Source organism: Cognatilysobacter xinjiangensis (assembly GCF_014651995.1).
In the GTDB taxonomy this organism is placed as follows: domain Bacteria; phylum Pseudomonadota; class Gammaproteobacteria; order Xanthomonadales; family Xanthomonadaceae; genus Cognatilysobacter; species Cognatilysobacter xinjiangensis.
On sequence record NZ_BMXY01000001.1, the window covers coordinates 767,346 to 793,436 of the forward strand.

The window sequence follows — 26,091 nt, forward strand, 5'->3', positions numbered from 1 at the left end:
GGACGGCCCGGCCTTGTCGGGCCGTCCTTTTTTATGGGAAGCGGCGTTTCGCGCCCTCCCGCGATTTCCACCTGCGACAGGCGTTCGAAACCGCGTCCATGACCAAGTCCGAGCTCATCGAGATCCTCGCCCAGCGACAGGCCCACCTGAAGGCCGAAGACGTCGAGCTGGCGGTGAAATCGTTGCTGGACATGATGAGCGGGTCGCTTTCCGGCGGCGAACGCATCGAGATCCGCGGCTTCGGCAGCTTCTGCCTGCATTACCGCCCGCCGCGCGTGGGCCGCAATCCCAAGACGGGCGAGTCGGTCGCGCTTCGCGGCAAGCACGTCCCGCATTTCAAGCCGGGCAAGGAACTACGCGAACGCGTGAGCGGCGTGCAACCGCTGGACGAGGACGTCTGAGCCCCGAGCCGGCGATGCCGGCTTGCCTTCATTGCCGGGCTGGGTGAACCTCCCGCCGATATCGACGGAGCCCGTGATGGCATTCATTACCGAATGGCTTTGGTTCTTCCTGCTGCTCCCGCTGGCCGCCCTCTCGGGCTGGGTCATCGGTCGACGCGGCGGCAAGCTGCATAGCGAGAGCCAGGTCAGCCACCTGTCGACGACCTATTTCCGCGGCCTGAACTACCTGCTCAACGAGCAGCCGGACAAGGCGATCGAGCTGTTCCTGCACATCGCGGAGCTCGACAAGGAAACCTTCGAGACGCAGGTCGCGCTCGGCCATCTGTTCCGCCGCCGCGGCGAGGTCGACCGCGCGATCCGCCTGCACCAGGCGCTCGTGCAGCGGAACGACCTTACCGATGGCCAGCGCGTGCAGGCGCTGCTCGCACTGGGCGAGGACTACATGAAGTCCGGCCTGCTCGATCGTGCCGAGACGGTCTTCAGCGAACTCGTCGAACTCGACCTCTCGCCGCTGGCGCTCAAGCACCTGATCGGCATATACCAGGCCGAGCGCGACTGGGCCAAGGCGATCGAGAACGCGCGCCGCTTCGAGTCCGCGACCGGCGAGCCGATGGGCAAGCTCGTCGCGCATTTCGAATGCGAACTCGCCGACCGGCATCGCGTCGCGGGCGACATCGATGCGGCGCGCGCCGCGGTGGCGCGTGCCTATGGGGCGGACGCGAATTCGGTTCGCGCCGGCATGCTCGAGGGCCGTATCGAACTGGAGTCGGGCAACCACGCCGCCGCGATCCGCTCGTTCGAGCGCGTGGCCCGCAGCGATCCCGACTACCTGCCCGAAGTGATGCCGCAGCTGCTGGAGTGCTACGACGCCGTCGGCGACGTGCCGGGCGCGCGGAGCTTCCTCGCCGAGATGTGCGAGCACTACCGCGGCATCGCGCCGGTGCTGGCGCTGACGCGGATGATCGAGAAGGAAGAGGGCGTGGGCGCCGCGCGTGCCTACCTGGGCAAGGAGCTCAAGGACCGGCCGTCGGTGCGCGGCGAGGCGGCGCTGATCGAGCTGTCGCTGGCCGAGCGTGCCGATCCCACGGCGACCCTGGTGGACCTCAAGCACATCACCGACCAGCTGCTCGTGCGCAATCCGAGCTATCGCTGTACCCGCTGTGGCTTCGGCGCGCGCAGCCATCACTGGCAGTGCCCGAGCTGCAAGGAGTGGGGTTCGGTGAAGCCGCTTCTCAACTACGCGGTGGTGTGAGCGAGCTTCCGCTGCTCATCGCCGTCGCCTGCGTGTCCGCGGTGGGCACGTGGCTCGCGCGTGCCTATGCGCTGCGCCGGCGTCTCGTCGACGAGCCCGGCGAGCGGCGCAGCCATACGGTGGCGACGCCGCGCGGCGGCGGGGCAGGGCCGGTGGTCGCGATCGTGGGTGCGCTGCTCGTCATGTCCGCGCACAGGACGGCGTACGCGGGAGCCGCACTGGCGATTGCAGCGGTCGCGGCGATCGGCAGCTGGGACGACCACCGTCCGCTTCCTGCCCGATGGCGCCTTCTAGTGCATGTCGCCGCGGGTCTGATGCTGGCCGCCGCCATGTTCGGCCCGAGCGGGAACGCCGTCGCGATCGTCGGCACGGTGGCTGCGGTCGCGGTGCTGGTGAACGTCTGGAATTTCATGGACGGCATCAACGGCATCGCTGCCTCGCAGGCCGCATTGGTCGCCGCAACGGCCGCCTGCCTCTCCGCGCCGCCGTCGGTGGCCGCGCTCGCCGTCGCCGTCGCCTGCCTCGCGTTCCTGCCCTTCAACTTTCCGAAGGCCCGAATTTTTCTGGGTGACGTGGGAAGCGGCGCGCTCGGCGTGGCATTGGCGCTACTCTGGAGCGACTTTTACCGCACTGCGTCATGGAACGCCGCCGTTTTGCTGCTGCCGCTATCCGCATTTCTCGTCGACGCGGGGCTGACACTTTCACGGCGTGTTCTGCGTCGCGAAAAGTGGTGGGAACCGCATACGCAGCACCTGTATCAGGCACTGGCACGGCGGCATGGCCATACGCGAGTCACGCTGGGCTACTTGATCTGGACAGGCGCCGCCGGCTTGCTGTCGCTAGGCCTGCCGATCGGTCGCCCGCTGTTTACCGCGGGTGTCGTCGCCGCGTGGTATACGACCGCGACCCTGATGTGGTTGCGGCTTCGACGGCGGCCGGCTGAAGGATGCGACCGACCTCGCAGAGAGAAGGATCTATGAGCCTGATGACGTCCCCTTGGCGCGCACGCCTGCCACGCATCGCCATCGCGACGCACGACCTCGCGATGGTCTGGCTCGTCTGGTACGGGCTGCACGTGATGCGCTACGCGGTGGCGCCCGACGCGCCGGAGATCCACGCCTGGTCGATCGAGACCATGCTCGTACTGGCGGTGCAGGGCGCGGTGTTCTGGTACGTCGGCCTGTACCGCGGCCTGTGGCGCTTCGCCAGCGTCCCGGACCTCTGGAACATCCTCAAGGCGTCCGTCATCGGCCTGCTGGGCGTAGCGCTCGGGTTGTTTCTCTACAACCGGGTGGACTCGGTGCCGCGCGCCGTGCTCGTCCTGTACCCGGTCGTTCTGGCCGCGATGCTTGGCGCACCGCGCCTGATCTATCGGGCCTGGAAGGACTCGCAGGCCGAGGGCCGCCAGAAATCCTCCACGCGGGTGCTCATCCTCGGCGCCGGCCAGGCCGGCGAGGCGCTGCTGCGCGACCTGCGCCGCTTCGGCACCTACCAGCCCGTGGGCTTCCTCGACGACGCGCCGCGCCTGCGTGGCTCGAAGATGCATGGCATTCCGGTGCTTGGTCGCATCGAGGAGCTGCCGGACATCGCGCGCGAGACCGCGGCCAAGCTCGTTGTGATCGCGATCCCGTCGGCCGACGCCACGGCGCTGCAGCGCATTGTCGGCATCTGCGAGCGAAGCGCGATTCCGTTCCGCATGGTCCCGCGCTTGCAGGACGTCCTCGAAGGCCGTTCGTTGCCGGGCGAGCTCAAGGAAGTCGCGATCGAGGACCTGCTCGGCCGCAAGCCGGTGCTGCCCGACTGGAAGGCGATCCGCGCATGGCTGGGCGGCCGCTCCGTCATGGTCACGGGCGCGGGCGGCTCGATCGGTGCGGAGCTCTGCCGCCAGTGCGCGCGTCATGGTGCGCGGCGCATCGCGCTCGTGGAGATCGACGAGCTCGCGCTGATGACGACGGAGGGCGCGCTGCGTCGTGACTTCCCGGACATCGAGCTGATCCCCGTGCTCGGCGACTGCGGCGACCCGGCGGTGGCGCGCCATGCCATCGCGCGCGCGCAGCCGGAAGCCGTCTTCCACGCGGCGGCCTACAAGCAGGTGCCGGTGCTGGAGGCGCAGCTGCGCGAGGCCGTGCGCAACAACGTGCTCGCGACGCATACCGTCGCGCAGGCCTGCCGCGACGCGGGCGTCGGCACCTTCGTGTTGATTTCCACGGACAAGGCGGTGGACCCAGTCAACGTGCTTGGCGCCACCAAGCGCATGGCGGAGATGATCTGCCAGGCGCTCGCGGACAGCCCCACGCGTTACGTCACGGTGCGCTTCGGCAACGTGCTGGATTCGGCCGGCAGCGTCGTGCCTCTGTTCCGCGAACAGATCCGCGCAGGCGGCCCTGTGACGGTCACCGACCCCGAGGTCACGCGCTTCTTCATGACCATTCCCGAAGCCTGCCAGCTGATCCTGCAGGCGTCGGCGATCGGCACGCACGAGGCGGTGTATACGCTCGACATGGGCGAGCCGGTGCCGATCCGCCTGCTCGCCGAGCAGATGATCCGCCTCGCGGGCAAGCAGCCGGGCCGTGACATCGCGATTGTCTACACCGGCCTGCGTCCAGGCGAAAAGCTGCACGAGACGCTGTTCCATGCAGACGAGCGCTACCGTCCGACCCAGCATCCGAAGATCCTGCAGGCCGAGCCGCGCAAGGTGTCCGGCACGGAAGTCGCCGTTTCCGTAGAACGCTTCCGCGACGCGTGTTCGCGCTACGACCTCGACAGTCTGGCCGTCCTGCTTCGCGGTTCGGTGCCCGAGTTCGTGCCGATCGGCAACCGCATGAGTACGCATTCGACGGCTACGGTCGTCGCATTTCCTGCACGCCAGTCTCGGAAAATCTGAGCGACTTTGGCTTCTGAAAACCACACGATGACTTCGACTCCGTCGCGTCGCATCCGCAAGGCCGTGTTTCCCGTTGCGGGCCTCGGCACCCGTTTCCTTCCGGCTACCAAGACGGTGCCGAAGGAAATGCTGCCGGTGATCGACAAGCCGCTGATCCAGTACGCGGTCGACGAGGCGATCGAAGCCGGGTGCGACACGCTGGTGTTCATCACCAATCGCTACAAGCACGCGGTCGCTGACTACTTCGACAAGGCTTACGAACTCGAGCAGAAGCTCGAGCGCGCGGGCAAGGTCGAACAGCTCGAGCTGATCCGCGACGTGCTGCCGCCGGGCGTCAAGACCGTGTTCGTGACCCAGACGGAGGCACTCGGCCTCGGCCACGCCGTGCTGTGCGCCAAGGATGTCATCGGTGACGAACCCTTCGCCGTCCTGCTGCCGGACGACCTCATCTGGAATCGTGGCCCGGGCGCGCTGAGGCAGATGGCCGATGCCGCCCAGCAGAGCGGCTGCAGCGTCATCGCGGTGCAGGACGTCGCGCCGGAGAAGACGGCGAGCTACGGCATCGTGGCCACCCAGGACTTCGCCAATCGTCAGGGCCGCATTACCCGCATCGTCGAGAAGCCCAAGCCGGCCGACGCGCCGAGCAACCTCGCGGTCGTCGGCCGCTACATCCTGCAGCCGCGCATCTTCGAGCTGCTGGAGAGCACGACGCCCGGCGCCGGCGGCGAGATCCAGCTGACCGACGCGATCGACCGCCTGCTGCAGGAGGAGTGCGTCGACGCCTACCGTTTCCGCGGCACGCGCTTCGACTGCGGCACGCACATCGGCCTGATCGAGGCCACCATCCGTTACGCGCTGGATCACGAGAAGCTCAGCGACGCCGCTGCCGAAACCATGCGCAACGCGCTTCGCGAGCTGGGCGTCGTCGAGATCAGCTGACGCCGGCTGGACAAGTCGCGGACGCGCCGACACGCTTGGCGCATGCCGCGATTCCAGGGTGATTACTACGCCGCCACCGCGCCCGCAGCGCCGGATCGCCCGGCGCTTCAGGGACCTGTGGACGCCTCCGTCTGCGTGGTGGGCGGAGGCTTCGCCGGGCTGAATACGGCGCTGGGCCTCGTCGAGCGTGGGATGCAGGGCGTCGTCCTCGTTGAAGCCGAGCACATCGGCGATGGCGCGACGGGCCGCAACGGCGGCTTCGTGTTCGGCGGCTTTTCGCGCGGCGAGGATGCACTACTCGCGGACCTCGGGCCGCAGCGCGCGCGCGAGGTCTACCGCCTGACCAGCGCGGCCGTCGCACGCATTCGGCAGCGCATCGACCGCTACGGCATCGATTGCGATCCCGTCGATGCCGGGGTGATCTGGGCCAACTGGTTCGGTCGTCCCGATGTTCTCCACGCGCGTCGCGAGCTGCTGGGCGACCGCTACGGTGTCGACTGGCAATGGCTCGACCGGCGGGCGATGCGCGAGCTGATCCGTTCGAATCGCTATGCCGATGGCCTGTTCGAGCCGTCCGCGTTCCACTTCCATCCGTTGGCTTACGCGCGCGGCCTCGCGCGCGTGCTGGCGGCGTCGGGTGCGCGCGTGTACGAGCAGACGCCCGCAACGAGACTGCGACGGATGTCCAACGGCTGGGAAGTGGCGACGCCGGAAGGCGTCGTAAGGGCCCGCGACGTCGTGCTGTCCTGCGGCGGTTATCTCGCGGGCCTGTCGCGACGCGTGGACGCGGCGGTACTGCCGATCGCGACCTACGTCATGGTGACCGAGCCGCTCGGCGCGCGGATGGACGACGTGTTGCGCACGCGCGCCGCGATCTACGACACGCGCTTCGCATTCGACTATTACCGACCGCTGCCCGACACGCGCCTGTTGTGGGGCGGGCGGATCTCGGTGCTCGATCGCTCGCCGCAGGAAGTCGAGTCGCTGCTCGTCCGCGACATGCTGCGTGTGTTTCCGCAGCTGGAGGGCGTGACGATCGACTTCGCCTGGTCGGGGCTGATGAGCTATGCGCGGCACCAGATGCCGCACGTGCTGCAGGTCGAGCCGGGCCTCTGGGTGGGGCAGGCCTTCGGGGGGCACGGCGTTGCGCCGACCACGGCCGCGGGTGAACTGCTCGCGGCGGCCATCGCCGAAGACGACCCGGGCTGGCGGATGCTCGAACGCTACGGCCTGACGCCGGCGTTCAAGCCTGCCGGGTTCGTCGCAGCCCAGCTGGGATACTGGTGGGCACAGGCGAAAGACGACTGGCGCGACCGCCGGGAGAGGGGGTGGCGGTGACCAATGGCAGCATCGATTGGAGCGACTTCCAGCGCGTCGACATCCGCGCGGGCACGGTGCTGCGCGTCGAGTCCTTCCCCGAGGCACGCAAGCCGGCATGGAAGCTGTGGGTGGACTTCGGCGAACTCGGCGTCCGCCAGACCAGTGCGCAGATCGTCGACCTCTACGATGCCGATGCGCTCATCGGCCGACAGATCGTCGGGGTGGTTAACTTCCCGCCCAAGCGAATCGGCCCGTTCACCTCGGAATTCCTGCTGACCGGCTTCCACACCGACGACGGCGTGGTGATCACGACGGTCGAGCGCCCCGTCCCGAATGGCGCGCGGCTGGCCTGAAACGACGACGGGGCCCGCAGGCCCCGTCGAGATCTCAAGCGAGTGGCTCAGAGCGCTTCGAGGATGCCCGCGGCGCCCATGCCGGTGCCGATGCACATGGTCACCATGCCGTACTTCTGCTGGCGACGACGCATGCCGTGGACGATTGTCGCGGTGCGGATCGCACCGGTGGCGCCGAGCGGATGGCCGAGCGCGATCGCGCCGCCGAGCGGGTTGACCTTCGACGGGTCGAGCTCGGAGTCCTTGATCACCGCGAGCGCCTGGGCGGCGAAGGCCTCGTTGAGCTCGATCCAGTCGAGCTGATCGCGGGTCAGGCCAGCCTGCTTCAGCGCCTTCGGGATGGCCGCGTTCGGGCCGATGCCCATGATGTGCGGCGGCACGCCCGCGACAGAGAAGCTGACGAAGCGGGCGAGGGGCGTGAGGCCGTACTGCTTGATCGCCGCTTCCGACGCGATGAGGACGGCGGCCGCACCGTCGCTCATCTGCGAGGCGTTGCCCGCGGTGACGGAGCCGCCGAACTGGCCGTTCTTGAACACCGGGCGCAGCTTGGCAAGGCCTTCCATCGACGTATCGGCGCGCGGGCCCTCGTCGGTGTCGACGATGCGCTTCTTAAGCTGAATCGCGTTGCCGGCCAGATCCGGCACGTGCGACACCACCTCGTACGGCGTGATCTCGTCCTTGAATTCACCGGCGGCGATCGCGGCCAGCGCCTTGCGATGCGATTCGACCGCGAACGCGTCCTGCGCCTCGCGCGAGATGTTCCATTCCTTCGCGACGTTCTCGGCAGTAATGCCCATGCCGTAGGCGATCGCGATGTGGTCCTCGTCCTTGTTGAAGACGCGCGGATTGAGCGCGATCTTGTGGCCCATCATCGGCACCATCGACATCGACTCGGTGCCGCCGGCGAGGATCAGGTCCGCATTGCCGAGACGCACCTGATCGGCCGCGAGCGCGACAGCTTGGATACCCGACGAGCAGAAGCGATTGATCGTCTGTGCCGCCACGGTATGCGGAAGGCCCGACAGCAGCACGCCGATGCGCGCCACGTTCATGCCCTGCTCGGCCTCGGGCATCGCGCAGCCGATGATGGCGTCGTCGATCTGGTTGACGTCGATGCCCGGCGCCTGCGCAACCACGCTGCGCAGCACGTGCGCGAGCATGTCGTCGGGGCGGGTGTTGCGGAAGAAGCCGCGCGGCGCCTTGCCCACCGGGGTGCGGGTGGCGGCGACGATGTAGGCGTCCTGGACTTGCTTGCTCATGGTGTTCTCTCTCGTGAGGTCCAAAGGTCGATTCGAAGACGTGCCTTCGAACCTCAGTTACGAAGCGGCTTGCCGGTCTTGAGCATGTGCGCGATGCGCTCCTGCGTCTTCGGCATCTGCGCGAGCTCGACGAAGTGCTGGCGCTCGAGCTTGAGCAGCCATTCCTCGTCCACCACCGAACCACGGTCGACCATGCCGCCGCACATGATGGTGGCGATGCGGGTCGCGATCTCGTAGTCGTGGGGCGAGATGAACATGCCTTCGAGCATGTTGATCAGCATCATCTGCAGCGAGGCGATGCCGACGTCGCCGGCGACCGCGATGTTGCGCGCCGGCAGAGGCGGGCGATAGCCGGCTTCGGCCAGAGCACGCGCATTGGCCTTGGCAACGTGCAGCAGCTCGTGGCTGTTGAACGTCACCACGTCGCTCTCGCGCGCGAGCTTCAGCGACTTGGCCTCGAACGCCGACGTCGACACCTTGGCCATCGCCACGCTCTCGAACGGTGCTTTCAGCTGCGCGAACACGTCGCCGCCCGGACCGGCGGCCTGCGAGGCACGCACCGCGAATTCCTTGAGGCCGCCGCCCGCCGGCAGCAGGCCGACGCCCGCCTCGACGAGGCCGACGTAGCTCTCGAGCGCGAACACGCTGCGCGCCGCATGCATCTGGAACTCGCAACCGCCGCCAAGTGCGAGACCGCGCACGGCCGCGACGACCGGCACCAGCGCGTACTTGATGCGCTGGCTGGTGCGCTGGAAGTTCTCCACCATCGCCTCGAAACCCGCGACGTTGCCGGCCTGCAGCAGGCCGAGCGCACCGGCGAGGTCGGCGCCGGCGGAGAACGGCTCCTTCGGCTGCCAGATCACGAGGCCGCCGAAGTCGCGCTCGGCGATGCCGATCGCTTCCTGCAGGCCGTCCAGCACCTGGTCCGAGACGGTGTGCATCTTGGTCTTGAAGCTGACGACCGCGATGTCGTCGTCGTCGGCCCAGAGGCGGACGCCGTCGTTCTCGAAAAGCGTCTTGCCGGGTGCGAACTGCTCGCCGAGCAGCGCATCTGGGAAGCGCTGGCGCGCGTAGACCGGGTTCGACGAGCGTGCGACGGCGGTGTTCTGCGCCGGGCTGAAGCTGCCCGCGGGCTCGTGCGCGCCGTTGCGCGCGGCGACCCATGCCGGCAGCGGCGCATCCGCCATCGTCTTGCCGGCGGCGACGTCCTCGGCGATCCACTGCGCGACCTGCTGCCAGCCGGCCGCCTGCCACGTCTCGAACGGCCCCTGCGACCAGCCGTAGCCCCAGCGCATCGCGAAATCGACGTCGCGCGCGGTGTCGGCGATGTCCTGCAGGTGATAGGCGCTGTAGTGGAACGTGTCGCGGAACACCGACCACAGGAACTGCGCCTGCGGGTGCTCGCTCGCGCGCAGCGCGGCGAACTTCTTGGCCGGGTCGCGCTCCTTGAGGATCGCCGCGACGTCCGGATCGAGATCGCCCGCGGTCGGGCGATAGTCACGCGCCGCGACGTCGAGCACCAGAATGTCCTTGCCGCGCTTCGTGTAGAAGCCCGCGCCGGTCTTCTGGCCGAGCGCGCCCTTCTCGACGAGGCCGGTCAGCCACACCGGCGCCTTGAAGTGCCGATGCCAGGGATCATCCGGGAGCGTGTCGGCCATAGTCTTGATGACGTGCGCCATCGTGTCGAGGCCCACCACGTCCGCGGTGCGGTACGTCGCGGACTTCGGGCGACCGATCGCCGGGCCCGTCAGCGAATCAACCGTGTCGAAGCCCAGGCCGAGGCGCTCGGTGTGGTGCATCGCCGCCAGCATCGAGAACACGCCGATGCGGTTGCCGATGAAGTTCGGCGTGTCCTTGGCGATGACCACACCCTTGCCGAGCGTGGTCGTAAGGAAGGTTTCGAGGCCGTCCAGCACCTCGCGGTCGGTCATCTTCGCCGGGATCAGCTCGGCGAGGTGCATGTAGCGCGGCGGATTGAAGAAGTGCACGCCGAGGAAACGGTGGCGCAGTTCCTCCGGCAGCACGTCGGCGAGTGCATTGATGCCGAGGCCCGAGGTGTTGCTCGCCAGCACCGCGTGGGCCGGCACGAATGGCGCGATCTTCCTGTAGAGGTCCTGCTTCCAGTCCATGCGCTCGGCGATCGCCTCGATCACCAGGTCGCAGCCGCGCAGCAGCTCGAGACCCGTCTCGTAGTTGGCCGGCGTGATGCGCTCGGCCAGCGACTTGTCGGCCAGCGGGGCGGGGGAGAGCTTGGCGACGTTCGCGATCGCCTTCGTCACGACGCCGTTCGGGTCCCCTTCCTTCGCGGCAAGGTCGAACAGCACGGTATCGACGCCGGCGTTGGTCAGGTGCGCGGCGATCTGCGCCCCCATGACGCCGGCGCCGAGAACGGCGGCGCGGCGGACGAGCAGTTTCTTCGACATGTCGTATCGGTCCCGGTTGAATCAGGCAGGGTCCGCGGACGGGCACTGGATGCCCGCGGCGGCGAAACGGATGAGCTCGCGCGCGGCGCGGGCCCGGTGGGTGGCCTCGGCGGCGCCGGTCGGCCGCTTGATCAGGCCGAAGTCGGACATCGCATAGGTCAGGGCGCCCGAGAGGAAATCGAGGCGCCAGTACAGCGTTTCCTTGCTGAGCCCCGGCACGACCGCCGCGATCGCCTTGGCGAAGTCGCGCAGCACGTGGCCATAGTGGTCGGAGAGGAACTTGCGCAATGCGTCGTTCTTCTCGGCGTAGGCGCGGGCCAGAACCCGCACGAAGGACGCGCCGCCGTGGCGGTCCTGCGCGATCGCCAGCGCCGGCTCGACGAAGGCCGCGAGGATCGGCTCCAGCTCGCCCGGGCGCTTCTCGACCGCCTCGCGAAGTGCGCTGAGCCGCTTCTCGGTCATCTCGTCCATGCGACGGCGGAAGACCTCGTTGACGAGGTTCTCCTTGCTGCCGAAGTGGTAGTTCACCGCGGCGATGTTGACGTCGGCGCGGCTGGTGACCTGCCGCAGCGAGGTGCCGCTGAAGCCGTACTGGGCGAACAGCTCCTCGGCGGCGCCGAGAATGCGGTCCTTGGTGGAGAAGGGGGCGGGGGTCGACATCGCAAGGCCTAATCAAACGCTTGTTTGATGGTAGGCCGTCACCATACGGGGGTCAATGGTCGCGCCGCCGCTTCCCGCACCTGCTCGCTGCCGCTTTATGGAAAGTGTCTGAACGCGTAGAATCCGGCACTGCCAGTTCGGCTAAACCCGCGTAGCTACGCGGGTTTTTCTTGTTATCTTGGGCGCTGAGACGCACCCGGCGCCCGCCAACCTCGGAGAGCAGTCCCATGGCGCTGGAGCGCACCATTTCCATCATCAAGCCCGACGCGGTCGCCAAGAACGTGATCGGCCAGATCTACGCCCGCTTCGAGCAGGCCGGCCTGAAGATCGTCGCCGCCAAGATGAAGCAGCTGTCGCGCCAGGAGGCCGAAGGCTTCTACGCCGTGCACCGTGAGCGTCCGTTCTTCAACGCGCTGGTCGAGTTCATGGTCTCCGGCCCGGTCATGATCCAGGTCCTCGAAGGCGAGAACGCCGTCGCCAAGAACCGTGAGCTCATGGGCGCCACCAACCCGAAGGATGCGGCGCCGGGCACGATCCGCGCCGACTTCGCCGATTCCATCGATGCCAATGCCGTGCACGGCTCGGACAGCCTGGAGAACGCCGCGATCGAGATCGCGTACTTCTTCCCGCAGACCGACGTCTACGCGCGCTAAGAAAGAGAGAAACGATGAGTACGTCCCGCGACCTCGATGCCACGCTGATCGACACGGCACCCGCCGTGCCGGCGGACGCGGCCGCGCGCGCGGACGTGCCTGTCCCGAAGGTCGAGGCGAAGAGGACCAACCTCTTCGACCTCGAGCGCGTGCAGCTAGAAGACTTCTTCGAGCAAGTGCTCGGTGAGAAGCGCTATCGCGCGCACCAGGTGATGAAGTGGATCCACCACCGCTACGTCACCGAGTTCGACCAGATGACCGACCTCGGCAAGGCGCTGCGCGCCAAGCTGGAGCAGCATGCCGTCGTGCATGCGCCGTCGGTCGTGTTCGACAAGGCCTCCGAGGACGGCACGCACAAGTGGCTGCTCGGCATGGACCCGAAGAACGCCATCGAGACGGTCTACATCCCCGACAAGGGCCGCGGCACGCTGTGCGTGTCCTCGCAGGTGGGCTGCGCGCTCAACTGCCAGTTCTGCTCCACGGCTACACAGGGCTTCAACCGCAACCTGTCGACCGCCGAGATCATCGGCCAGGTCTGGGTCGCGGCGCGCCACCTCGGCAACGTGCCGCACCAACAGCGCCGTCTCACCAACGTGGTGATGATGGGCATGGGCGAACCGCTGGCGAATTTCGATAACGTCGTGCGCGCGATGAGCATCATGCGCGACGACCTCGGCTACGGCCTCGCCAACAAGCGCGTGACGCTCTCGACGGCGGGCATGGTCCCGCAGATCGACAAACTGGGGGAGGTGAGCGACGTCTCGCTCGCGGTCTCCCTGCATGCGCCGAACGACGACCTGCGCAGCGAGCTGGTGCCGCTCAACAAGAAGTACGGCATCGAGCAGCTGATGGAGTCCTGCGTGCGCTACGCGCTGCGCAAGCCGGGCACGTCGGTGACGTTCGAATACACGCTGATGAAGGGCGTCAACGACCAGCCGCAGCATGCGCGCGAACTCGTCCGCCTGATGAAAGCCTTCGACCGCTCGGTGCAGATGAAGGGCGCCGCGAAGGTCAACCTCATTCCGTTCAATCCATTCCCCGGCACGCGCTTCGAGCGCCCGACGGACCAGGCGATCCGCGCCTTCCAGAAACTGCTCAACGAGGCCGGCATGATCGCGCCGGTGCGCCGCACGCGCGGCGACGACATCGACGCGGCCTGCGGGCAACTCAAGGGGCAGGTGATGGACCGCACTCGCCGCAATGCCGATTTCCGGCGCCGGCTCGAACAGCAGGGACAGGGCGATGCCGCAGCATGAGTCGGTGAAGTCCGCGGCGCTGCTCGTCGGCGCTGCCATCGTCCTGCTCCTGCCCGCCTGCAGTAATTCCACCGCCATCCGCCGCGACGGCAGCCGGGGCGCGTATCGCCAGGTCGCCCGCGAAGTGCAGATCGATCCGGCCGCGAAGGCGCGCGGCACCGCCTACACGATGGTCCAGGTGTCGCAGATGCGCCTGGTGTCCGGCGACGCAGCGGGCGCCGCCTCCGCCGCCGAAAGCGCCCTCAAGGCGTATCCGCAATCGCCCGAGGCGCACAGCCTGCTGGGGCTGTCGCTCGATGCACTGGGCCGTGGCAAGCAGTCGGGCCCGCATCATCGCCGCGCCGCCGAACTGGCGCCCGATCGCGGCGCGTTCCTCAACAATTACGGGATCTGGCTCTGCAGCAATGGGCAGGCGTCGGCGTCCCTGGACTGGTTCGACCGCGCCGCGGCCGCGCCCGGCTATGACACGCCGGGCGCCGCTCATGCCAATGCGGCGAGTTGCGCGCGGCAGAGTGGAGACGCGGCACGCGCGGCGGTGTCGGCACGGCGCGCGCTCGATATCGATCGGGCCAATCCGGTAGCGCTGGCGACCCTGGCGAGACTCGCCTTCGACGCCGGCCGTGGCCTGGAAGCGCGCGCTTTCGTCGAGCGGCGGCTTGCCGCTGGTCCGGCAGATGCCGACACCTTGCTGCTGGCGTCACAAATTGAGAAATCGCTCGGCGACACCGCCGCGGCCGAACGCTACGTTCAGCGCCTGCGGACGGAGTTCCCCCCAAACTCCCGTCCCACGGGGACAAACGATGACTGATACGCACTCGGCCGGTCCTGCCGCCGGCGAGCGTTTGAAGCGGGCGCGCGAAGCTGCCGGGATGAGCCTGGCCGATGCCTCGTTGCGCATGAAGCTGCCGGTCCGCGTGCTCGATACCCTCGAGCGCGGCGAGTGGGAATCGCTGGGGCCGCCGGTATTCGTTCGCGGCCAGGCCCGCACATATGCGCGGATGCTCGGCGTCAACCTCGACAGCGACGTGCTTCCGAGCCCGTTCACGACGACGCAGATCCCCAGCCTCGTCAGCCACGCGCACGTACCACGCTATCGCCACATGGCGGAGAACCTCGCGCGCCGGGCGGTGTACGTCGTCCTGACGGTCTCCCTCGTGGTGCCCGTCTGGCTGGCGACGCGCGGCCACGGTGGCGCGCCGGAGGTGGCGTCGCTGGATCTCGCGCCCTCGCAGACCGCGCTGGCGGAAACGGTCCGGACGCCGATGGTGGCCTCCATCGCGCCGATCACCGCGGAAGCGCCTTCCGTCACGCCGCTCGAGCTGGTGTTCGAGGGCGAGAGCTGGGTGCAGGTGTTCGCCGCCGACGGCTCCGTCGTCGAAAAGGGACTGCTGCGGGTCGGCGATCGTCGCGTACTCAAGCCGTCCTCCGCATCGCGACTGGTGCTGGGCAACGCGACGGCCGTCAGGGCGCGCCTGCATGGCCAGCCCGTCGACCTCGCGCCCTTTACACGAGCGAACGTCGCGCGCTTTACGTTATCCTCTGACGGTTCCCTCGCGCCGTCGGCGCCCTGATCCCGCCATCCGGCCGGAGGATCCGGCCGACACCGCGCGAGGCCCAGTCCTCCAGCGGTCCCTGCGAACGACGCAGGGCGAGACAGCATGGCGATCGACGAAATTCTCGACGAACACGAACAGAGCCGGCGCGTCCAGGAATGGCTTCGCCGCAATGGCGCGGGCCTGATCGGCGGCGTCCTGCTCGGAATGGCCGCGATCGGCGGCTGGAAGTGGTGGCAGCAGCGTCAGGCCCAGGCGCATATGCGCGAGGCCGACGCGTTCCAGGCGGCGGTCGAGGCTGTCGAGCGCGATGGCGTGAAGGCCGCGACGAGCGTGGCGGCACTGCCGGAAGGCGTCTTCCGCAGCCTTGCCGCGCTGCGCCTGGCGAAGTCGCAGGCCGATGCAAAGGATGCGGCGGCGGCGATCGCCACGCTGCAGCGCGCAATGCCGAAGGATCCCGCGCTGCGTACGGTCTTCCAGCAGCGCGTCGCGCGACTGCAGATCGATACGGGCAAGGCGGCGGAGGCGCTGAAGCTGCTCGACGGCACCGATGGCGCGACCCTCGACCTGCGCGGCGACGCGCAGTTCGCTCTCGGTCAGGTCGATGCGGCGCGCGAGTCTTACCGTAAGGCGCTCGCCGCGACGGAGGTCGGTTCGCCGCAGCGTCGCCTGATCGAACTCAAGTACACCCAGGTCGGCGGCGTGCCCGCCCAGCCGCAGACACCGTGAGGTCCTCCCTGATGAATTCCGCTCGTCCCCTCTCGGTGCGCGTCGCGCGCGTGGCGCTGGTCGCGGCCGTGGTCGTCGCCCTCTCGGGTTGCTCGACGGTGCGTGGCTGGTTCGGCGGCAAGGATTCGAGCAAGAAGGCCGCCAAGCCCAGCGAGCTGACGGAAATCACGCCGACGCTCAACGTCGCCAAGCTGTGGAGCGCGGACGTGGGCGGCGGCGAAGGCCGTCTCGGCCTGCGTCAGGGCCCTGTCGTCGACGGCGACCGTGTCTACGCGGCCGCGGTGAAAGGTGGCGTCTACGCGCTCGACCTGCAGACCGGCAAGCCGGCCTGGCATTACGAGTCGAAGGTCAACATTTCCGGTGGCCCGGGCGTGGGCGAGGGCCTCGTGGTCGTCGGCGGCCTGGAGGGCGAAGTGATCGCGCTCGATTCCTCGACCGGCACGGAGAAGTGGACCGCCAAGGTCGGCGCCGAAGTGGTGTCCGCGCCGGCGATCGGCCAGGGCCGCGTCTTCGTGCGTTCGAACGACGGCCGCGTCACCGCGTTCGACGCGGCGACCGGCGAGCGTCGCTGGTTCTGGAATCACGACCTGCCGTCGCTCGCGGTCCGCGGCAACGACAGCGTCACCCTGGGCCCGGGCGTGGTCTTCGTCGGCAACGACGACGGCACGGTCGCCATGCTGGCGGTCAATGACGGCCGCCCGCTGTGGGAACTCCCCGTCGGCTTGCCCGAGGGCCGCAACGAGCTTGAGCGCGTGGCCGACGTGGACGGCACGCCGGTGCTGGAAGGCGGGCTGCTGTTCGCGACCAGCATGAAGCGTTCGACCGTTGCCATCGACGCGCCCAACGGCCGTCCGCTGTGGTCGGCCGACCACGGCGGCCCGGGTCGTCCCGGTGTCGCGTCCGAAGCGGTCGTGGTGACCGAGGCCGACGGTGGCGTCTTCGCGCTCGACAAGCAGAGCGGCGCCGCCCTCTGGCAGCAGCCCGGGCTGCTGCGCCGCGACGTGACTGCTCCGGCCGTGGTCGGCGAGTCGGCCGTGGTCGGCGACCTCGATGGCTACGTCCACTGGCTGCGCCTCTCCGACGGCGCCTTCGCCGCGCGCCTGCGCGCGACCCGCGACGCCATCCGTGCGACGCCCGTCGTCGCCGGCGACGTCGTGCTGGTGCAGGACGTCGACGGCAGCCTGATCGCACTTCGCGCACAGTAAGTTCCGACCGGGTCGCGTCGGTGGCACGGCCACCGCGCGACCCGTTTCGTTTTCCGGCACCTTCCGAGGTCGAAACATGCTCCCGCTCGTCGCCCTCGTCGGTCGTCCCAACGTCGGCAAATCCACGCTCTTCAACGTGCTCACGCGCACGCGCGATGCGCTCGTGCACGACGAGCCCGGCGTCACCCGTGACCGCAACTACGGCGTCGCGCGCCCGGAAGGGCGGCCTGCATTCGCGGTCGTCGACACCGGCGGCATCGCGGGCGAGGACGAGGGCCTCGCCGGCGCGACCGCGCGCCAGGCGCGCGCCGCCGCCGAGGAAGCGGACGTCGTGCTGTTCGTCGTCGACGGCCGCGAAGGCCCGTCCGCGCTCGACGACGAGATCCTGCAGTGGCTGCGCCGCACCGGCCGGCCGACGGTGCTCGTGGTCAACAAGACCGACGGCATTGACGCGCAGCAGGCGCTCAACGAGTTCGTGCGCTACGGCCTGTCGGACCGTATCGCCGTCGCGGCCTCGCACCGGCACGGCGTCGACGCGCTGCTCGCGCGCGTGTACGCGCACCTGCCGGAAGAGGGCGCCGCGCCGGTGCTCGACGAGGATCCCACGCGCATCCGCGTGGCCTTCATCGGCCGCCCGAACGTCGGCAAGTCGACGCTGGTGAACCGCCTGCTCGGCGAGGAGCGCATGATCGCCTCCGAGGTGCCGGGCACGACGCGCGACTCGGTGTCGATCGACATGGAGCGCGACGGCCGTCGCTACCGGCTGATCGACACCGCCGGCCTGCGCCGCCGCTCGCGGGTGGACGAGGCGGTCGAGAAGTTCTCCGCGTTCAAGACGCTGGCGGCGATCGAGCAGTGCCAGGTCGCCGTAGTGCTGCTCGACGGCTCTGAAGGCATTACCGACCAGGACGCCACCGTACTGAGCTACGCGCTCGACGCGGGCCGCGCGCTGGTCATCGCCGTGAACAAGTGGGACGGCCTGACCGAATACCAGCGCGACCAGGCGCAGGCGCTGCTGTCGCGCAAGCTGGGCTTCGTCGACTGGGCGGAAGCCGTGCGCATCAGCGCGAAGCACGGCTCGGGCCTGCGCGAGCTGTTCGCCGCCATCCACCGCGCGCATGCCTCGGCGACGAAGGAATTCAGCACCAGCGAGGTCACGCGCGCGGTCGAGATCGCGTACGAGACCAATCCGCCGCCGACGGTGCGCGGCCACGTCGCCAAGATGCGCTTCGCGCACCCGGCTGGCAGTAATCCGCCGACATTCGTCGTGCACGGCACACGCCTGCGCACGCTCAGCGATACGTACCGGCGCTACCTCGAGAATTTCTTCCGCAAGCGCTTCAAGCTCGTCGGCACGCCGGTGCGTTTCGTGTTCAAGGAAGGCGCGAACCCGTACGAGGGCAAGAAGAACGTGCTGACCGAGAAGCAGGTCGCCAAGAAGCGCCGCCTGATCCGCCACGCCAAGCGGAAGTAAGGGCTCCGCGCGTTCCGTCCCCAGCCTGGCGGAACGCGCCATGCCGCCGGGTGGCGCCCGCGGGCGCGTCCAGGCGCGACAATGTGTCGATGATCCCGACCGTCACCCCCGATCAGGCGCGCGAGCGTCAGCTGGCCGGCGCCGTCCTCATTGACGTGCGCGAACTCCACGAACGCGCGACCGGCATGGCCGCGGGCGCCATGGCCTGCGCCGCAGCCGACATCGAATCGGCCGTGACTGACCGATCGCGCGAGATCTGTGTGATCTGCGAGTCGGGCGTCCGCTCGGCAAGGGCCGCCGAGCGGCTGCTCGAATCGGGCTACGCGAGGGTGTCCTCGGTCGACGGCGGCACGCGTCGCTGGCGCGCCGACGGGCTGCCGATCGTCGTGCCCGAAGGCGATGCCGACTTCTTCGACCGCTACTCCCGCCATCTCCGGCTTCCGGAGGTCGGCGTGGAGGGGCAGCGGCGCCTGGAAGCTGCGCGCGTGCTCGTGGTGGGCGCCGGTGGCCTCGGTTCGCCTTCCGCCTACTACCTCGCCGCGGCGGGTATCGGCACGCTCCGCATCGCCGACGACGACGTGGTCGATCGCAGCAACCTGCAGCGCCAGATCCTCCATGCCGAGGCGCGCATCGGCCGGCCGAAGGTGGAGTCCGCGGCACAGACGCTGGCGGCGCTGAACCCGCGCGTGCGGGTCGAGGCGGTGCAGCAACGCGTCACCGCCGAAAGCGTCGATGCCCTCGTCGCCGACGTGGACGTGGTGCTCGACGGCGCCGACAACTTCCCCGCGCGCTACCTGCTCAACGACGCCTGCGTGAAGCACGGCAAGCCGATGGTCTACGGCGCCGTGCACCGCTTCGAAGGCCAGCTGGCGGTGTTCGACGCCGGACGCCGCCGCGGCGAGCAGCCCTGCTACCGCTGCCTGTTTCCCGAGCCGCCGCCGCCGGAGGCCGCGCCCAACTGCTCCGAGGCGGGTGTGCTCGGCGTGCTGCCGGGCATCGTCGGCCTGCTACAGGCCAACGAAGTGCTCAAGCTGCTGCTCGGCATCGGCGAGCCGCTCGCCGGACGATTGCTGCATGTCGACGCGCTGGCCACGCGTTTTCGCGAGACGCGCATTCCGCCGGACCCCGAGTGCCCGGTCTGCGCCCCCGGCCGCGCGTTTCCGGGCTATATCGACTACGTACGTTTCTGCGCGGGTTGAGCCAGCGACGCAGCGCGTCGGCGGACCGGCGATAATGCGCACCCCGTTTCCCACGGCGCGCCGATGACCGACACCACGACCGCCCGCATCCTCGATGGAAAGCGCATCGCCGAATCCCTGCTGGACGAGTTGAAGTCCCGCGTCGACGCGCGCCTCGCCGCCGGCAGGCAGGCCCCGGGACTCGCGGTGATCCTGGTCGGGGATGACCCGGCGTCGGCGGTGTACGTGCGCAACAAGCGGCGCGCCGCGCAGAAGGTCGGCATCCGTGCCGTCGACCACGACCTGCCGGCCGATACCGACGATGCGACGCTGCTCGCGCTGATCGACCGCCTGAACGCCGATCCGTCGATCCACGGCATCCTGTTGCAACTGCCGCTTCCGGACCGGCGCGACGCGAGCGCGCTGATCAACCGCATCAACCCGCGCAAGGACGTCGATGGCTTCCATCCGCAGAACGTGGGCGCGCTGGTGCTGCGGGAGTTCGGCCTGCGGCCCTGCACGCCCCGCGGCATCACCACGCTGCTGGGCTACACCGACCGGCCGGTGCGGGGGCAGAGCGCGACCATCGTCGGCGTGAGCAACCACGTCGGCCGGCCGATGGCGCTCGAGCTGCTGATCGCCGGCTGCACCGTCACCGCCTGTCATCGCTTCACGCCGCCAGCGGTGCTCGAAGCGTCGGTGCGCGGCGCGGACATCCTGGTGGTCGCGGCGGGCAAGCCGGGCCTGATCCCGGGCGAGTGGGTGAAGCCGGGGGCGGTCGTGATCGACGTCGGCATCAACCGGCTCGACGACGGCCGCCTGGTCGGCGACGTGGGTTTCGAGGCGGCGGCGCAGCGCGCCAGCTGGATCACGCCGGTGCCGGGCGGCGTGGGGCCGATGACGGTCGCCACGCTGATGGAAAACACGCTGGACGCCGCCGAGGCGCTGGATCCCGCCTGAGTGGCCGCACGTGCGCCCTCGTCGCGGGAGCGGCGCTCACGGTAGAATGACGCGCTTCATCCTCCCGGGGTCGCCCATGCTGCGCATCCAGGCTGAAGCGCTTACCTTCGACGACGTCTCGCTCGTCCCCGCGCACTCGACGGTCCTGCCCAAGGACGTCTCGCTCGCCACCCGCCTTACCCGCGACCTGACCATCCGCCTGCCGATCGTGTCGGCGGCGATGGATACCGTGTCCGAAGCCCGCCTCGCCATCGCGATGGCGCAGCTGGGCGGCATCTCGATCATCCACAAGAACATGACGGCCGAGCAGCAGGCCGCGCAGGTCGCGCAGGTCAAGAACTTCGAGGCCGGCGTGATCAAGGAGCCGTTCACCGTCGGGCCGTCCACGACGATCGCCGAAGTCCTCAAGCTCACGCGCGCCCGCAATATCTCGGGCGTGCCGGTGGTCGACGAGAACGGCCAGCTGGTCGGCATCGTCACCAGCCGCGACATGCGCTTTGAAAAGCAGCTCGACGATCCGGTGCGCAACATCATGACGCGCAAGGACCGCCTGGTGACCGTCAAGGAAGGCGCGTCGGACGACGAGGTCCTCGGCCTGCTGCACAAGCACCGCATCGAGAAGGTGCTGGTCGTCAACGACGACTTCGCGCTGCGCGGCCTGATCACCGTCAAGGACATCCAGAAGAAGCGCGACAACCCCAATGCGGCGTACGACGCGAGCGAGCGCCTGCTGGTCGGCGCGGCGGTGGGCGTGGGCGGCGATACCGAAGCGCGCGTCGAAGCGCTGGTCGCCGCGGGCGTCGACGTGATCGTGGTCGACACCGCGCACGGCCATTCGCAGGGCGTGCTCGACCGCGTGAAGTGGGTGAAGTCGAAGTTCCCGAAGGTGCAGGTCATCGGCGGCAACATCGTCACCGGCGACGCGGCGCTTGCGCTCATGGACCACGGTGCAGACGCGGTGAAGGTCGGCGTCGGGCCCGGTTCGATCTGCACCACGCGCATCGTCGCGGGCGTGGGCGTGCCGCAGATCACCGCGGTCGACATGGTCGCCGAGGCGCTGCAGGACCGCATTCCGCTGATCGCCGACGGCGGCATCCGCTACTCGGGCGACATCGGCAAGGCGATCGTGGCCGGCGCGTCGAGCGTGATGATCGGTGGCCTGTTCGCGGGCACCGAGGAATCGCCGGGCGAGACCGAGCTGTTCCAGGGGCGCAGCTACAAGAGCTATCGCGGCATGGGCTCGCTGGGCGCGATGGAGAAGGGGTCCAAGGACCGCTATTTCCAGGACGCCTCCGACGCCGACAAGCTCGTGCCCGAAGGCATCGAAGGCCGCGTGCCGTATCGCGGCCCGCTGCGCGGCGTCGTGCACCAGCTCGCCGGCGGCCTGCGCGCGACGATGGGTTATGTCGGCTGCGCGACCATCGAGGAGATGCGCAAGAAGCCGAGCTTCGTGCGCGTCACCAGCGCCGGCACGCGCGAGAGCCACGTGCACGACGTGCAGATCACCAAGGAGCCGCCGAACTACCGTACGTAGTTCGCGGCTCCCGCCGTGCGCCGCGCGGCGGTATCGACGACGGCCGCCGTGCCGTCGCATCGCGGCCCCGCCGGCGCAGGGCCGTCGCTACGACCGGAACAGGCCGTGCACGACATCCACAGCGACAAGATCCTGATCCTCGACTTCGGCGCGCAGTACACGCAGCTGATCGCCCGCCGCGTGCGCGAGCTGGGCGTCTACTGCGAGATCTGGGCCTGGGACCACGATCCCGCCGAGATCGCGGCGTTCGGGCCGAAGGGCATCATTCTGTCGGGCGGCCCCGAGTCGACCACGCTGCCGGGCGCGCCGCGTGCGCCGCAGGAAGTCTTCGATTCCGGCCTGCCGGTGCTGGGCATCTGCTACGGCATGCAGACGATGGCCGCGCAGCTGGGCGGCGCGACGGAAGCCGCCGACGCGCGCGAATTCGGCCATGCCACCGTCGAACTGGTCGCGCAGGATTCGCTGTTCGGCGACCTCAAGGATCACCCGGGCGCACCGCCCAGGCTCGACGTGTGGATGAGCCACGGCGACCACGTGTCGAAGGCGCCGCCCGGCTTCGTCGTCACCGCGCGCACCGACCGGATTCCGGTCGCGGCGATGGCCAACGAGGCCAAGCGCTGGTACGCGGTGCAGTTCCATCCCGAGGTGACGCACACCAAATCCGGCCAGGCGCTTCTCGGCCGCTTCGTCGTCGACATCTGCGGCTGCCGCACGCTGTGGAACGCGGCGAACATCATCGAGGACCAGATCGCGCGCGTGCGCGCGCAGGTCGGCAGCGACGAGGTGATCCTCGGCCTGTCGGGCGGCGTCGATTCGTCGGTCGTCGCCGCGCTGCTGCATCGCGCGATCGGCGACCAGCTCACCTGCGTCTTCGTCGACACCGGCCTGCTGCGCTTCGAGGAAGGCGATCAGGTCATGGCGATGTTCGCCGAGCACATGGGCGTGCGCGTGATCCGAGTCAATGCGCGCGAGCGCTACTTCCGCGCGCTGGAAGGCGTGAACGACCCGGAGGCCAAGCGCAAGATCATCGGCCGCCTGTTCGTCGAGATCTTCGACGAGGAGTCCAACAGGCTCACCAATGCGCGCTGGCTCGCGCAGGGCACGATCTATCCGGACGTGATCGAGTCGGCCGGCAGCAAGACCGGCAAGGCGCACGTCATCAAGAGCCACCACAACGTCGGTGGCCTGCCGGAGCACATGAAGCTCGGCCTGGTCGAGCCGCTGCGCGAGCTGTTCAAGGACGAGGTACGCCGGCTCGGCACCGAACTCGGCCTACCGCACTCGATGGTCTACCGTCATCCGTTCCCCGGCCCCGGGCTCGGCGTGCGCATCCTCGGCGAAGTGCGTCCGGAGTACGCGGAGATCCTCGCGAAGGCGGATCACATCTTCATCGACGAGCTGCGGCGCGCCGGCCTCTACGACAAGGTGAGCCAGGCGTTCGCGGTGTTCCTGCCGGTGCGGTCCGTCGGTGTCGTCGGCGACGCGCGCGCCTACGAGTGGGTGATCGCGCTGCGCGCCGTCGAGACGATCGACTTCATGACCGCGCACTGGGCGCACCTGCCGCACGAGTTCCTCGGGCACGTGTCCAACCGCATCATCAACGAGGTGCGCGGCGTGTCACGCGTGGTCTACGACATTAGCGGCAAGCCGCCGGCCACGATCGAGTGGGAATGAAGAGGGCCCGCTTGCGCGGCACTGCCGCGCGGCCGTCTTCATTGCCGCGCCCGCTGGGCGCGGCCGGGCGTTCGCAGCGTCCGAGGCGCGACTGATCGCTTTGCAACGCGACATCAGCCCGATCGCATGTCCGATATCACCGACACCGACAACCACCTCATGCGCGAAGCCCTCGCGCTCGCGATTCATGCCCGCGACGAGCACGACGAGATTCCCGTGGGCGCCCTCGTGGTCGATGCGGACGGCCACGTGATCGGCCGCGGGTGGAACCGCAACATCGGCGACCAGGATCCGAGCGCGCATGCCGAGATCGTCGCGATGCGCGAGGCGGGCAGGGCGGTCGGCAACCACCGCCTGATTGGCGCGACGCTTTACGTCACGCTCGAGCCCTGCGCGATGTGCGCGATGGCGATGATCCACGCACGCGTCTCACGTGTCGTGTTCGGGGCCTACGACCCCAAGACCGGCGCTGCCGGAAGCGTGTTCGACCTGCTTGGCGATCCGCGCCATAACCACCGCGTGTCGATCACCGGCGGCGTGTTGGCTGAAGAGGCGGGTTCGATGCTCACAAACTACTTCCGGACCAAGCGCGGGCTCGCGCCACGCTAGCTGCGGTAGCGGTGGATCTCGTGGTCCAGCTCCTCGTCGAAGCTGCGCACCGCGAGGCTGACCTCCGCGCCCATGAGCGCGCTCGCGCCCAGCAGGAAGGCCACGCCCAGCACCGCCAGTACGGTCGGAAGGATGTCGAGCCGGTATACGAGGAACGCATCGATCGCGAGCGTCAGGCTCGTGCCAACGAAAGAGCCGAGCGCGAGATAGAGCATCTGGCAGGCACGCAGCACGAAGTGCGCGCGCCGGCGGTGGCGCGCGATGCGCAGGTCGCGCGACGCGGCGTCGGGCGCCACGTGCTTCCACTCCTCGATCAACGTCCGCAGCCGGTCCACCACTCGCGCGAGCCGCGCATTCGCGGACACGAGCAGGGACGCCGTCGCGGCCATCAGCAGCGCTGGGGCCAGCATCGAGGTCAGGATCGCGTAGTGGCCGGCGCCGAGGATCGGGTTCATCGCATCGCCCATGTGGTCGCTCGATTATGATGCCCCGACACAGCAGGAAGCATGCGCATGAGTGACACGCGGAACCGCCTCGTCTGGATCGATCTCGAAATGACGGGGCTCGATACCGACAACGATTCGATCCTCGAGATCGCCACCGTCGTGACCGACGCCGAGCTCAACATCCTCGCGGAAGGCCCGGAGCTGGCCATCGCGCATCCGGTCGAGCAGCTCGAGGCCATGGACGACTGGAACCGCAACCAGCATCGCAAGTCGGGCCTGTGGGATCGCGTGCTGAAGGAGGGTGTGGCGATGGTCGACGCCGAAGCGCGCACCGTGGCGTTCCTGCAGGAATGGCTCGCCGCCGGGGCGTCGCCGATGTGCGGCAATTCCATCTGCCAGGACCGCCGCTTCCTGCACCGCCTGATGCCGCGCGTGGAGAAGCACTTCCACTACCGCAATCTGGACGTGAGCACGATCAAGGAACTCGCACGACGCTGGGCGCCGCAGGTGGCCTCGGGCGTCGCCAAGGCGTCGGCGCATACGGCGCTCAGCGACGTGCGCGATTCGATCGCGGAACTGCGCCATTACCGGCGTTTCATGGGCGAGCTCGGCGGCGCGAACGCGGGCTGACACAGCGCGGGAACCCGGAGCCGCTTCGACGGTCCTGTCTTCCGTCCACAACGGGACGGGCAGGGATGGCAGACAGGGACAGGTGGTTCTCGGCGATCGCATGGGTCGTCGTCGCGATCGTACATACGCTCATTGGCATCTGGCTGTCGCGGCCCGTGACGGCGACACGCGCGTCGGCGAATGACGACGTTGCATTGCAGGTCGAATTCATCCAACGGCCCGAAGCTCGCGAACAACGGCAACGCCGACTAGTCGCGGCGCTTGCACGCACTGCACGAGGCGGGCGGCAAGCGCGGCGGAACATCGCGCAGGCGCCCATCTCCACTGACGACGAACGCCGGGCGGTCGCACGCGAGCGCGCAGGTGCGGCCAGGATGGACTTGCGACCGCCGGAAACGCACGCACCATTTCAGCATCGCGATCCCTTCGAGCGAGAGGCGCCGATCGCTGTGCATCGCACACGTTTCGAGCAGGCTTGGGTGCCGGCCGGCGACGCCCTGCAGCAGGCGCGTTTCCGTTCGAAGGCGGTGGGGACGGCGCTCAGCCTATTCGGCGGCCCGCACCGGCACTGCAGCGAAATCGAGATGCGCCTGCGTCGGCCGGATTGCCTGCCGCTGCACGGCCAGGACGCGCAGGACGAGGCCCTGCGTCGTAGTGTCGACTGAACCGAGAAAAAGAGAAGGCCCGCTTTCGCGGGCC

25 protein-coding genes are annotated in these 26,091 nt (G+C 68.8%); 21 read left to right on the top strand and 4 right to left on the bottom strand.

Annotated elements, in window-relative coordinates; translation table 11 throughout:
- Nucleotides 1–71: 71 nt before the first annotated feature.
- The 7 genes from IE066_RS03605 (at nt 72) to IE066_RS03635 (ending at nt 7,149) form a co-directional block, all read left to right on the top strand.
- Nucleotides 72–401, top strand: coding sequence for an integration host factor subunit beta (locus IE066_RS03605; protein WP_268244871.1), 330 nt, complete (start codon nt 72–74; stop codon nt 399–401).
- Nucleotides 402–477: 76 nt separating this feature from the next.
- Nucleotides 478–1,653: a lipopolysaccharide assembly protein LapB gene (gene lapB / locus IE066_RS03610; RefSeq protein ID WP_189446991.1), complete on the top strand. Its 1,176-nt coding sequence runs from the start codon at nt 478–480 to the stop codon at nt 1,651–1,653.
- Nucleotides 1,650–2,633 (top strand): MraY family glycosyltransferase, encoded by a 984-nt coding sequence (locus IE066_RS03615; RefSeq protein ID WP_189446992.1) that lies wholly within the window; start codon nt 1,650–1,652, stop codon nt 2,631–2,633. The genes lapB and IE066_RS03615 overlap by 4 nt, the downstream gene beginning before the upstream one ends.
- A 5-nt stretch (nt 2,634–2,638) precedes the next feature.
- Complete coding sequence (locus IE066_RS03620; protein ID WP_189448785.1) at nt 2,639–4,537, top strand: polysaccharide biosynthesis protein; 1,899 nt, start codon at nt 2,639–2,641, stop codon at nt 4,535–4,537.
- 27 nt (nt 4,538–4,564) lie between these two features.
- Nucleotides 4,565–5,476 carry a UTP--glucose-1-phosphate uridylyltransferase GalU gene (gene galU, locus IE066_RS03625; RefSeq protein ID WP_189446993.1) on the top strand — a complete coding sequence of 304 codons (912 nt, stop codon included), beginning with the start codon at nt 4,565–4,567 and terminating at the stop codon, nt 5,474–5,476.
- A 42-nt stretch (nt 5,477–5,518) separates the two neighbouring features.
- Nucleotides 5,519–6,814 carry an NAD(P)/FAD-dependent oxidoreductase gene (locus IE066_RS03630; protein ID WP_189446994.1) on the top strand — a complete coding sequence of 432 codons (1,296 nt, stop codon included), beginning with the start codon at nt 5,519–5,521 and terminating at the stop codon, nt 6,812–6,814.
- A complete protein-coding gene (locus IE066_RS03635; protein WP_229790646.1) occupies nt 6,811–7,149 on the top strand; it encodes a tRNA-binding protein in 339 nt (112 codons plus the stop codon). Before IE066_RS03630 ends, IE066_RS03635 begins: the two co-directional genes overlap by 4 nt.
- 47 nt (nt 7,150–7,196) lie before the next feature.
- Here IE066_RS03635 and IE066_RS03640 read toward each other — a convergent pair whose 3' ends face one another.
- From IE066_RS03640 to IE066_RS03650, 3 genes are read right to left on the bottom strand one after another with little or no spacing between them, the layout of a single operon-like run.
- Nucleotides 7,197–8,408, bottom strand: coding sequence for an acetyl-CoA C-acyltransferase (locus IE066_RS03640; RefSeq protein WP_189446996.1), 1,212 nt, complete (start codon nt 8,406–8,408; stop codon nt 7,197–7,199).
- A 53-nt stretch (nt 8,409–8,461) separates the two neighbouring features.
- Nucleotides 8,462–10,831 (bottom strand): 3-hydroxyacyl-CoA dehydrogenase/enoyl-CoA hydratase family protein, encoded by a 2,370-nt coding sequence (locus IE066_RS03645; RefSeq protein WP_189446997.1) that lies wholly within the window; start codon nt 10,829–10,831, stop codon nt 8,462–8,464.
- A 21-nt stretch (nt 10,832–10,852) separates the two neighbouring features.
- Nucleotides 10,853–11,491, bottom strand: coding sequence for a TetR/AcrR family transcriptional regulator (locus IE066_RS03650; protein ID WP_189446998.1), 639 nt, complete (start codon nt 11,489–11,491; stop codon nt 10,853–10,855).
- A 227-nt stretch (nt 11,492–11,718) separates the two neighbouring features.
- On the opposite strand from IE066_RS03650, the gene ndk reads away from it, so the two are divergent.
- The 12 genes from ndk to tadA all read left to right on the top strand — a co-directional run bounded on the left by ndk (nt 11,719) and on the right by tadA (nt 24,316).
- On the top strand, nt 11,719–12,144 hold the full coding sequence (ndk, locus tag IE066_RS03655; RefSeq protein ID WP_133501104.1) for a nucleoside-diphosphate kinase: 426 nt from the start codon (nt 11,719–11,721) through the stop codon (nt 12,142–12,144).
- Between the two features lie 14 nt (nt 12,145–12,158).
- Nucleotides 12,159–13,400 carry a dual-specificity RNA methyltransferase RlmN gene (gene rlmN / locus IE066_RS03660; protein WP_189446999.1) on the top strand — a complete coding sequence of 414 codons (1,242 nt, stop codon included), beginning with the start codon at nt 12,159–12,161 and terminating at the stop codon, nt 13,398–13,400.
- A complete protein-coding gene (locus IE066_RS03665; protein ID WP_189447000.1) occupies nt 13,387–14,208 on the top strand; it encodes a tetratricopeptide repeat protein in 822 nt (273 codons plus the stop codon). The genes rlmN and IE066_RS03665 overlap by 14 nt, the downstream gene beginning before the upstream one ends.
- On the top strand, nt 14,201–14,971 hold the full coding sequence (locus IE066_RS03670) for a helix-turn-helix domain-containing protein (protein ID WP_189447001.1): 771 nt from the start codon (nt 14,201–14,203) through the stop codon (nt 14,969–14,971). The genes IE066_RS03665 and IE066_RS03670 overlap by 8 nt, the downstream gene beginning before the upstream one ends.
- 87 nt (nt 14,972–15,058) lie before the next feature.
- Nucleotides 15,059–15,682 carry a YfgM family protein gene (locus IE066_RS03675; protein ID WP_189447002.1) on the top strand — a complete coding sequence of 208 codons (624 nt, stop codon included), beginning with the start codon at nt 15,059–15,061 and terminating at the stop codon, nt 15,680–15,682.
- Between the two features lie 11 nt (nt 15,683–15,693).
- Nucleotides 15,694–16,887: an outer membrane protein assembly factor BamB gene (gene bamB / locus IE066_RS03680; protein WP_189447003.1), complete on the top strand. Its 1,194-nt coding sequence runs from the start codon at nt 15,694–15,696 to the stop codon at nt 16,885–16,887.
- A gap of 76 nt (nt 16,888–16,963) precedes the next feature.
- Nucleotides 16,964–18,361 (top strand): ribosome biogenesis GTPase Der, encoded by a 1,398-nt coding sequence (gene der / locus IE066_RS03685; RefSeq protein WP_189447004.1) that lies wholly within the window; start codon nt 16,964–16,966, stop codon nt 18,359–18,361.
- An 89-nt stretch (nt 18,362–18,450) separates the two neighbouring features.
- Complete coding sequence (gene moeB, locus IE066_RS03690) at nt 18,451–19,560, top strand: molybdopterin-synthase adenylyltransferase MoeB (RefSeq protein ID WP_189447005.1); 1,110 nt, start codon at nt 18,451–18,453, stop codon at nt 19,558–19,560.
- Between the two features lie 63 nt (nt 19,561–19,623).
- Nucleotides 19,624–20,499: a bifunctional methylenetetrahydrofolate dehydrogenase/methenyltetrahydrofolate cyclohydrolase FolD gene (gene folD, locus IE066_RS03695; RefSeq protein ID WP_189447006.1), complete on the top strand. Its 876-nt coding sequence runs from the start codon at nt 19,624–19,626 to the stop codon at nt 20,497–20,499.
- 76 nt (nt 20,500–20,575) lie between these two features.
- Nucleotides 20,576–22,033, top strand: a complete 1,458-nt coding sequence (gene guaB / locus IE066_RS03700) for an IMP dehydrogenase (protein ID WP_189447007.1) — start codon at nt 20,576–20,578, stop codon at nt 22,031–22,033.
- 105 nt (nt 22,034–22,138) lie between these two features.
- Nucleotides 22,139–23,707, top strand: a complete 1,569-nt coding sequence (gene guaA, locus IE066_RS03705; protein ID WP_189447008.1) for a glutamine-hydrolyzing GMP synthase — start codon at nt 22,139–22,141, stop codon at nt 23,705–23,707.
- A 126-nt stretch (nt 23,708–23,833) separates the two neighbouring features.
- Nucleotides 23,834–24,316: a tRNA adenosine(34) deaminase TadA gene (gene tadA, locus IE066_RS03710; RefSeq protein WP_189447009.1), complete on the top strand. Its 483-nt coding sequence runs from the start codon at nt 23,834–23,836 to the stop codon at nt 24,314–24,316.
- Here tadA and IE066_RS03715 read toward each other — a convergent pair.
- Nucleotides 24,313–24,783, bottom strand: a complete 471-nt coding sequence (locus IE066_RS03715) for a DUF2721 domain-containing protein (protein ID WP_229790648.1) — start codon at nt 24,781–24,783, stop codon at nt 24,313–24,315. The two genes, tadA and IE066_RS03715, sit on opposite strands and share 4 nt — an antisense overlap.
- 45 nt (nt 24,784–24,828) lie before the next feature.
- Here IE066_RS03715 and orn point away from each other — a divergent pair, with 45 nt between their 5' ends.
- Nucleotides 24,829–25,392 carry an oligoribonuclease gene (gene orn / locus IE066_RS03720; RefSeq protein ID WP_229790649.1) on the top strand — a complete coding sequence of 188 codons (564 nt, stop codon included), beginning with the start codon at nt 24,829–24,831 and terminating at the stop codon, nt 25,390–25,392.
- Nucleotides 25,393–25,457: 65 nt separating this feature from the next.
- The gene (locus IE066_RS03725) at nt 25,458–26,057 is read left to right on the top strand and encodes a hypothetical protein (protein ID WP_189447011.1); all 600 of its coding nucleotides are present in this window, start codon (nt 25,458–25,460) and stop codon (nt 26,055–26,057) included.
- Nucleotides 26,058–26,091: the final 34 nt, after the last annotated feature.

Excerpts from the sequence above, each read along its gene's own strand:
- folD (WP_189447006.1), top strand. The coding sequence starts at position 19,624 with ATGACCGACACCACGACCGCCCGCATCCTCGATGGAAAGCGCATCGCC.
- ndk (WP_133501104.1), top strand. The coding sequence starts at position 11,719 with ATGGCGCTGGAGCGCACCATTTCCATCATCAAGCCCGACGCGGTCGCC.
- tadA (WP_189447009.1), top strand. The coding sequence starts at position 23,834 with ATGTCCGATATCACCGACACCGACAACCACCTCATGCGCGAAGCCCTC.
- IE066_RS03645 (WP_189446997.1), bottom strand. The coding sequence starts at position 10,831 with ATGTCGAAGAAACTGCTCGTCCGCCGCGCCGCCGTTCTCGGCGCCGGC.
- IE066_RS03630 (WP_189446994.1), top strand. The coding sequence starts at position 5,519 with ATGCCGCGATTCCAGGGTGATTACTACGCCGCCACCGCGCCCGCAGCG.
- IE066_RS03715 (WP_229790648.1), bottom strand. The coding sequence starts at position 24,783 with ATGGGCGATGCGATGAACCCGATCCTCGGCGCCGGCCACTACGCGATC.
- guaB (WP_189447007.1), top strand. The coding sequence starts at position 20,576 with ATGCTGCGCATCCAGGCTGAAGCGCTTACCTTCGACGACGTCTCGCTC.
- moeB (WP_189447005.1), top strand. The coding sequence starts at position 18,451 with ATGATCCCGACCGTCACCCCCGATCAGGCGCGCGAGCGTCAGCTGGCC.
- IE066_RS03665 (WP_189447000.1), top strand. The coding sequence starts at position 13,387 with ATGCCGCAGCATGAGTCGGTGAAGTCCGCGGCGCTGCTCGTCGGCGCT.
- IE066_RS03725 (WP_189447011.1), top strand. The coding sequence starts at position 25,458 with ATGGCAGACAGGGACAGGTGGTTCTCGGCGATCGCATGGGTCGTCGTC.
- IE066_RS03670 (WP_189447001.1), top strand. The coding sequence starts at position 14,201 with ATGACTGATACGCACTCGGCCGGTCCTGCCGCCGGCGAGCGTTTGAAG.
- bamB (WP_189447003.1), top strand. The coding sequence starts at position 15,694 with ATGAATTCCGCTCGTCCCCTCTCGGTGCGCGTCGCGCGCGTGGCGCTG.
- rlmN (WP_189446999.1), top strand. The coding sequence starts at position 12,159 with ATGAGTACGTCCCGCGACCTCGATGCCACGCTGATCGACACGGCACCC.
- IE066_RS03675 (WP_189447002.1), top strand. The coding sequence starts at position 15,059 with ATGGCGATCGACGAAATTCTCGACGAACACGAACAGAGCCGGCGCGTC.
- der (WP_189447004.1), top strand. The coding sequence starts at position 16,964 with ATGCTCCCGCTCGTCGCCCTCGTCGGTCGTCCCAACGTCGGCAAATCC.
- IE066_RS03640 (WP_189446996.1), bottom strand. The coding sequence starts at position 8,408 with ATGAGCAAGCAAGTCCAGGACGCCTACATCGTCGCCGCCACCCGCACC.
- galU (WP_189446993.1), top strand. The coding sequence starts at position 4,565 with ATGACTTCGACTCCGTCGCGTCGCATCCGCAAGGCCGTGTTTCCCGTT.
- IE066_RS03620 (WP_189448785.1), top strand. The coding sequence starts at position 2,639 with ATGACGTCCCCTTGGCGCGCACGCCTGCCACGCATCGCCATCGCGACG.
- lapB (WP_189446991.1), top strand. The coding sequence starts at position 478 with ATGGCATTCATTACCGAATGGCTTTGGTTCTTCCTGCTGCTCCCGCTG.
- orn (WP_229790649.1), top strand. The coding sequence starts at position 24,829 with ATGAGTGACACGCGGAACCGCCTCGTCTGGATCGATCTCGAAATGACG.
- IE066_RS03650 (WP_189446998.1), bottom strand. The coding sequence starts at position 11,491 with ATGTCGACCCCCGCCCCCTTCTCCACCAAGGACCGCATTCTCGGCGCC.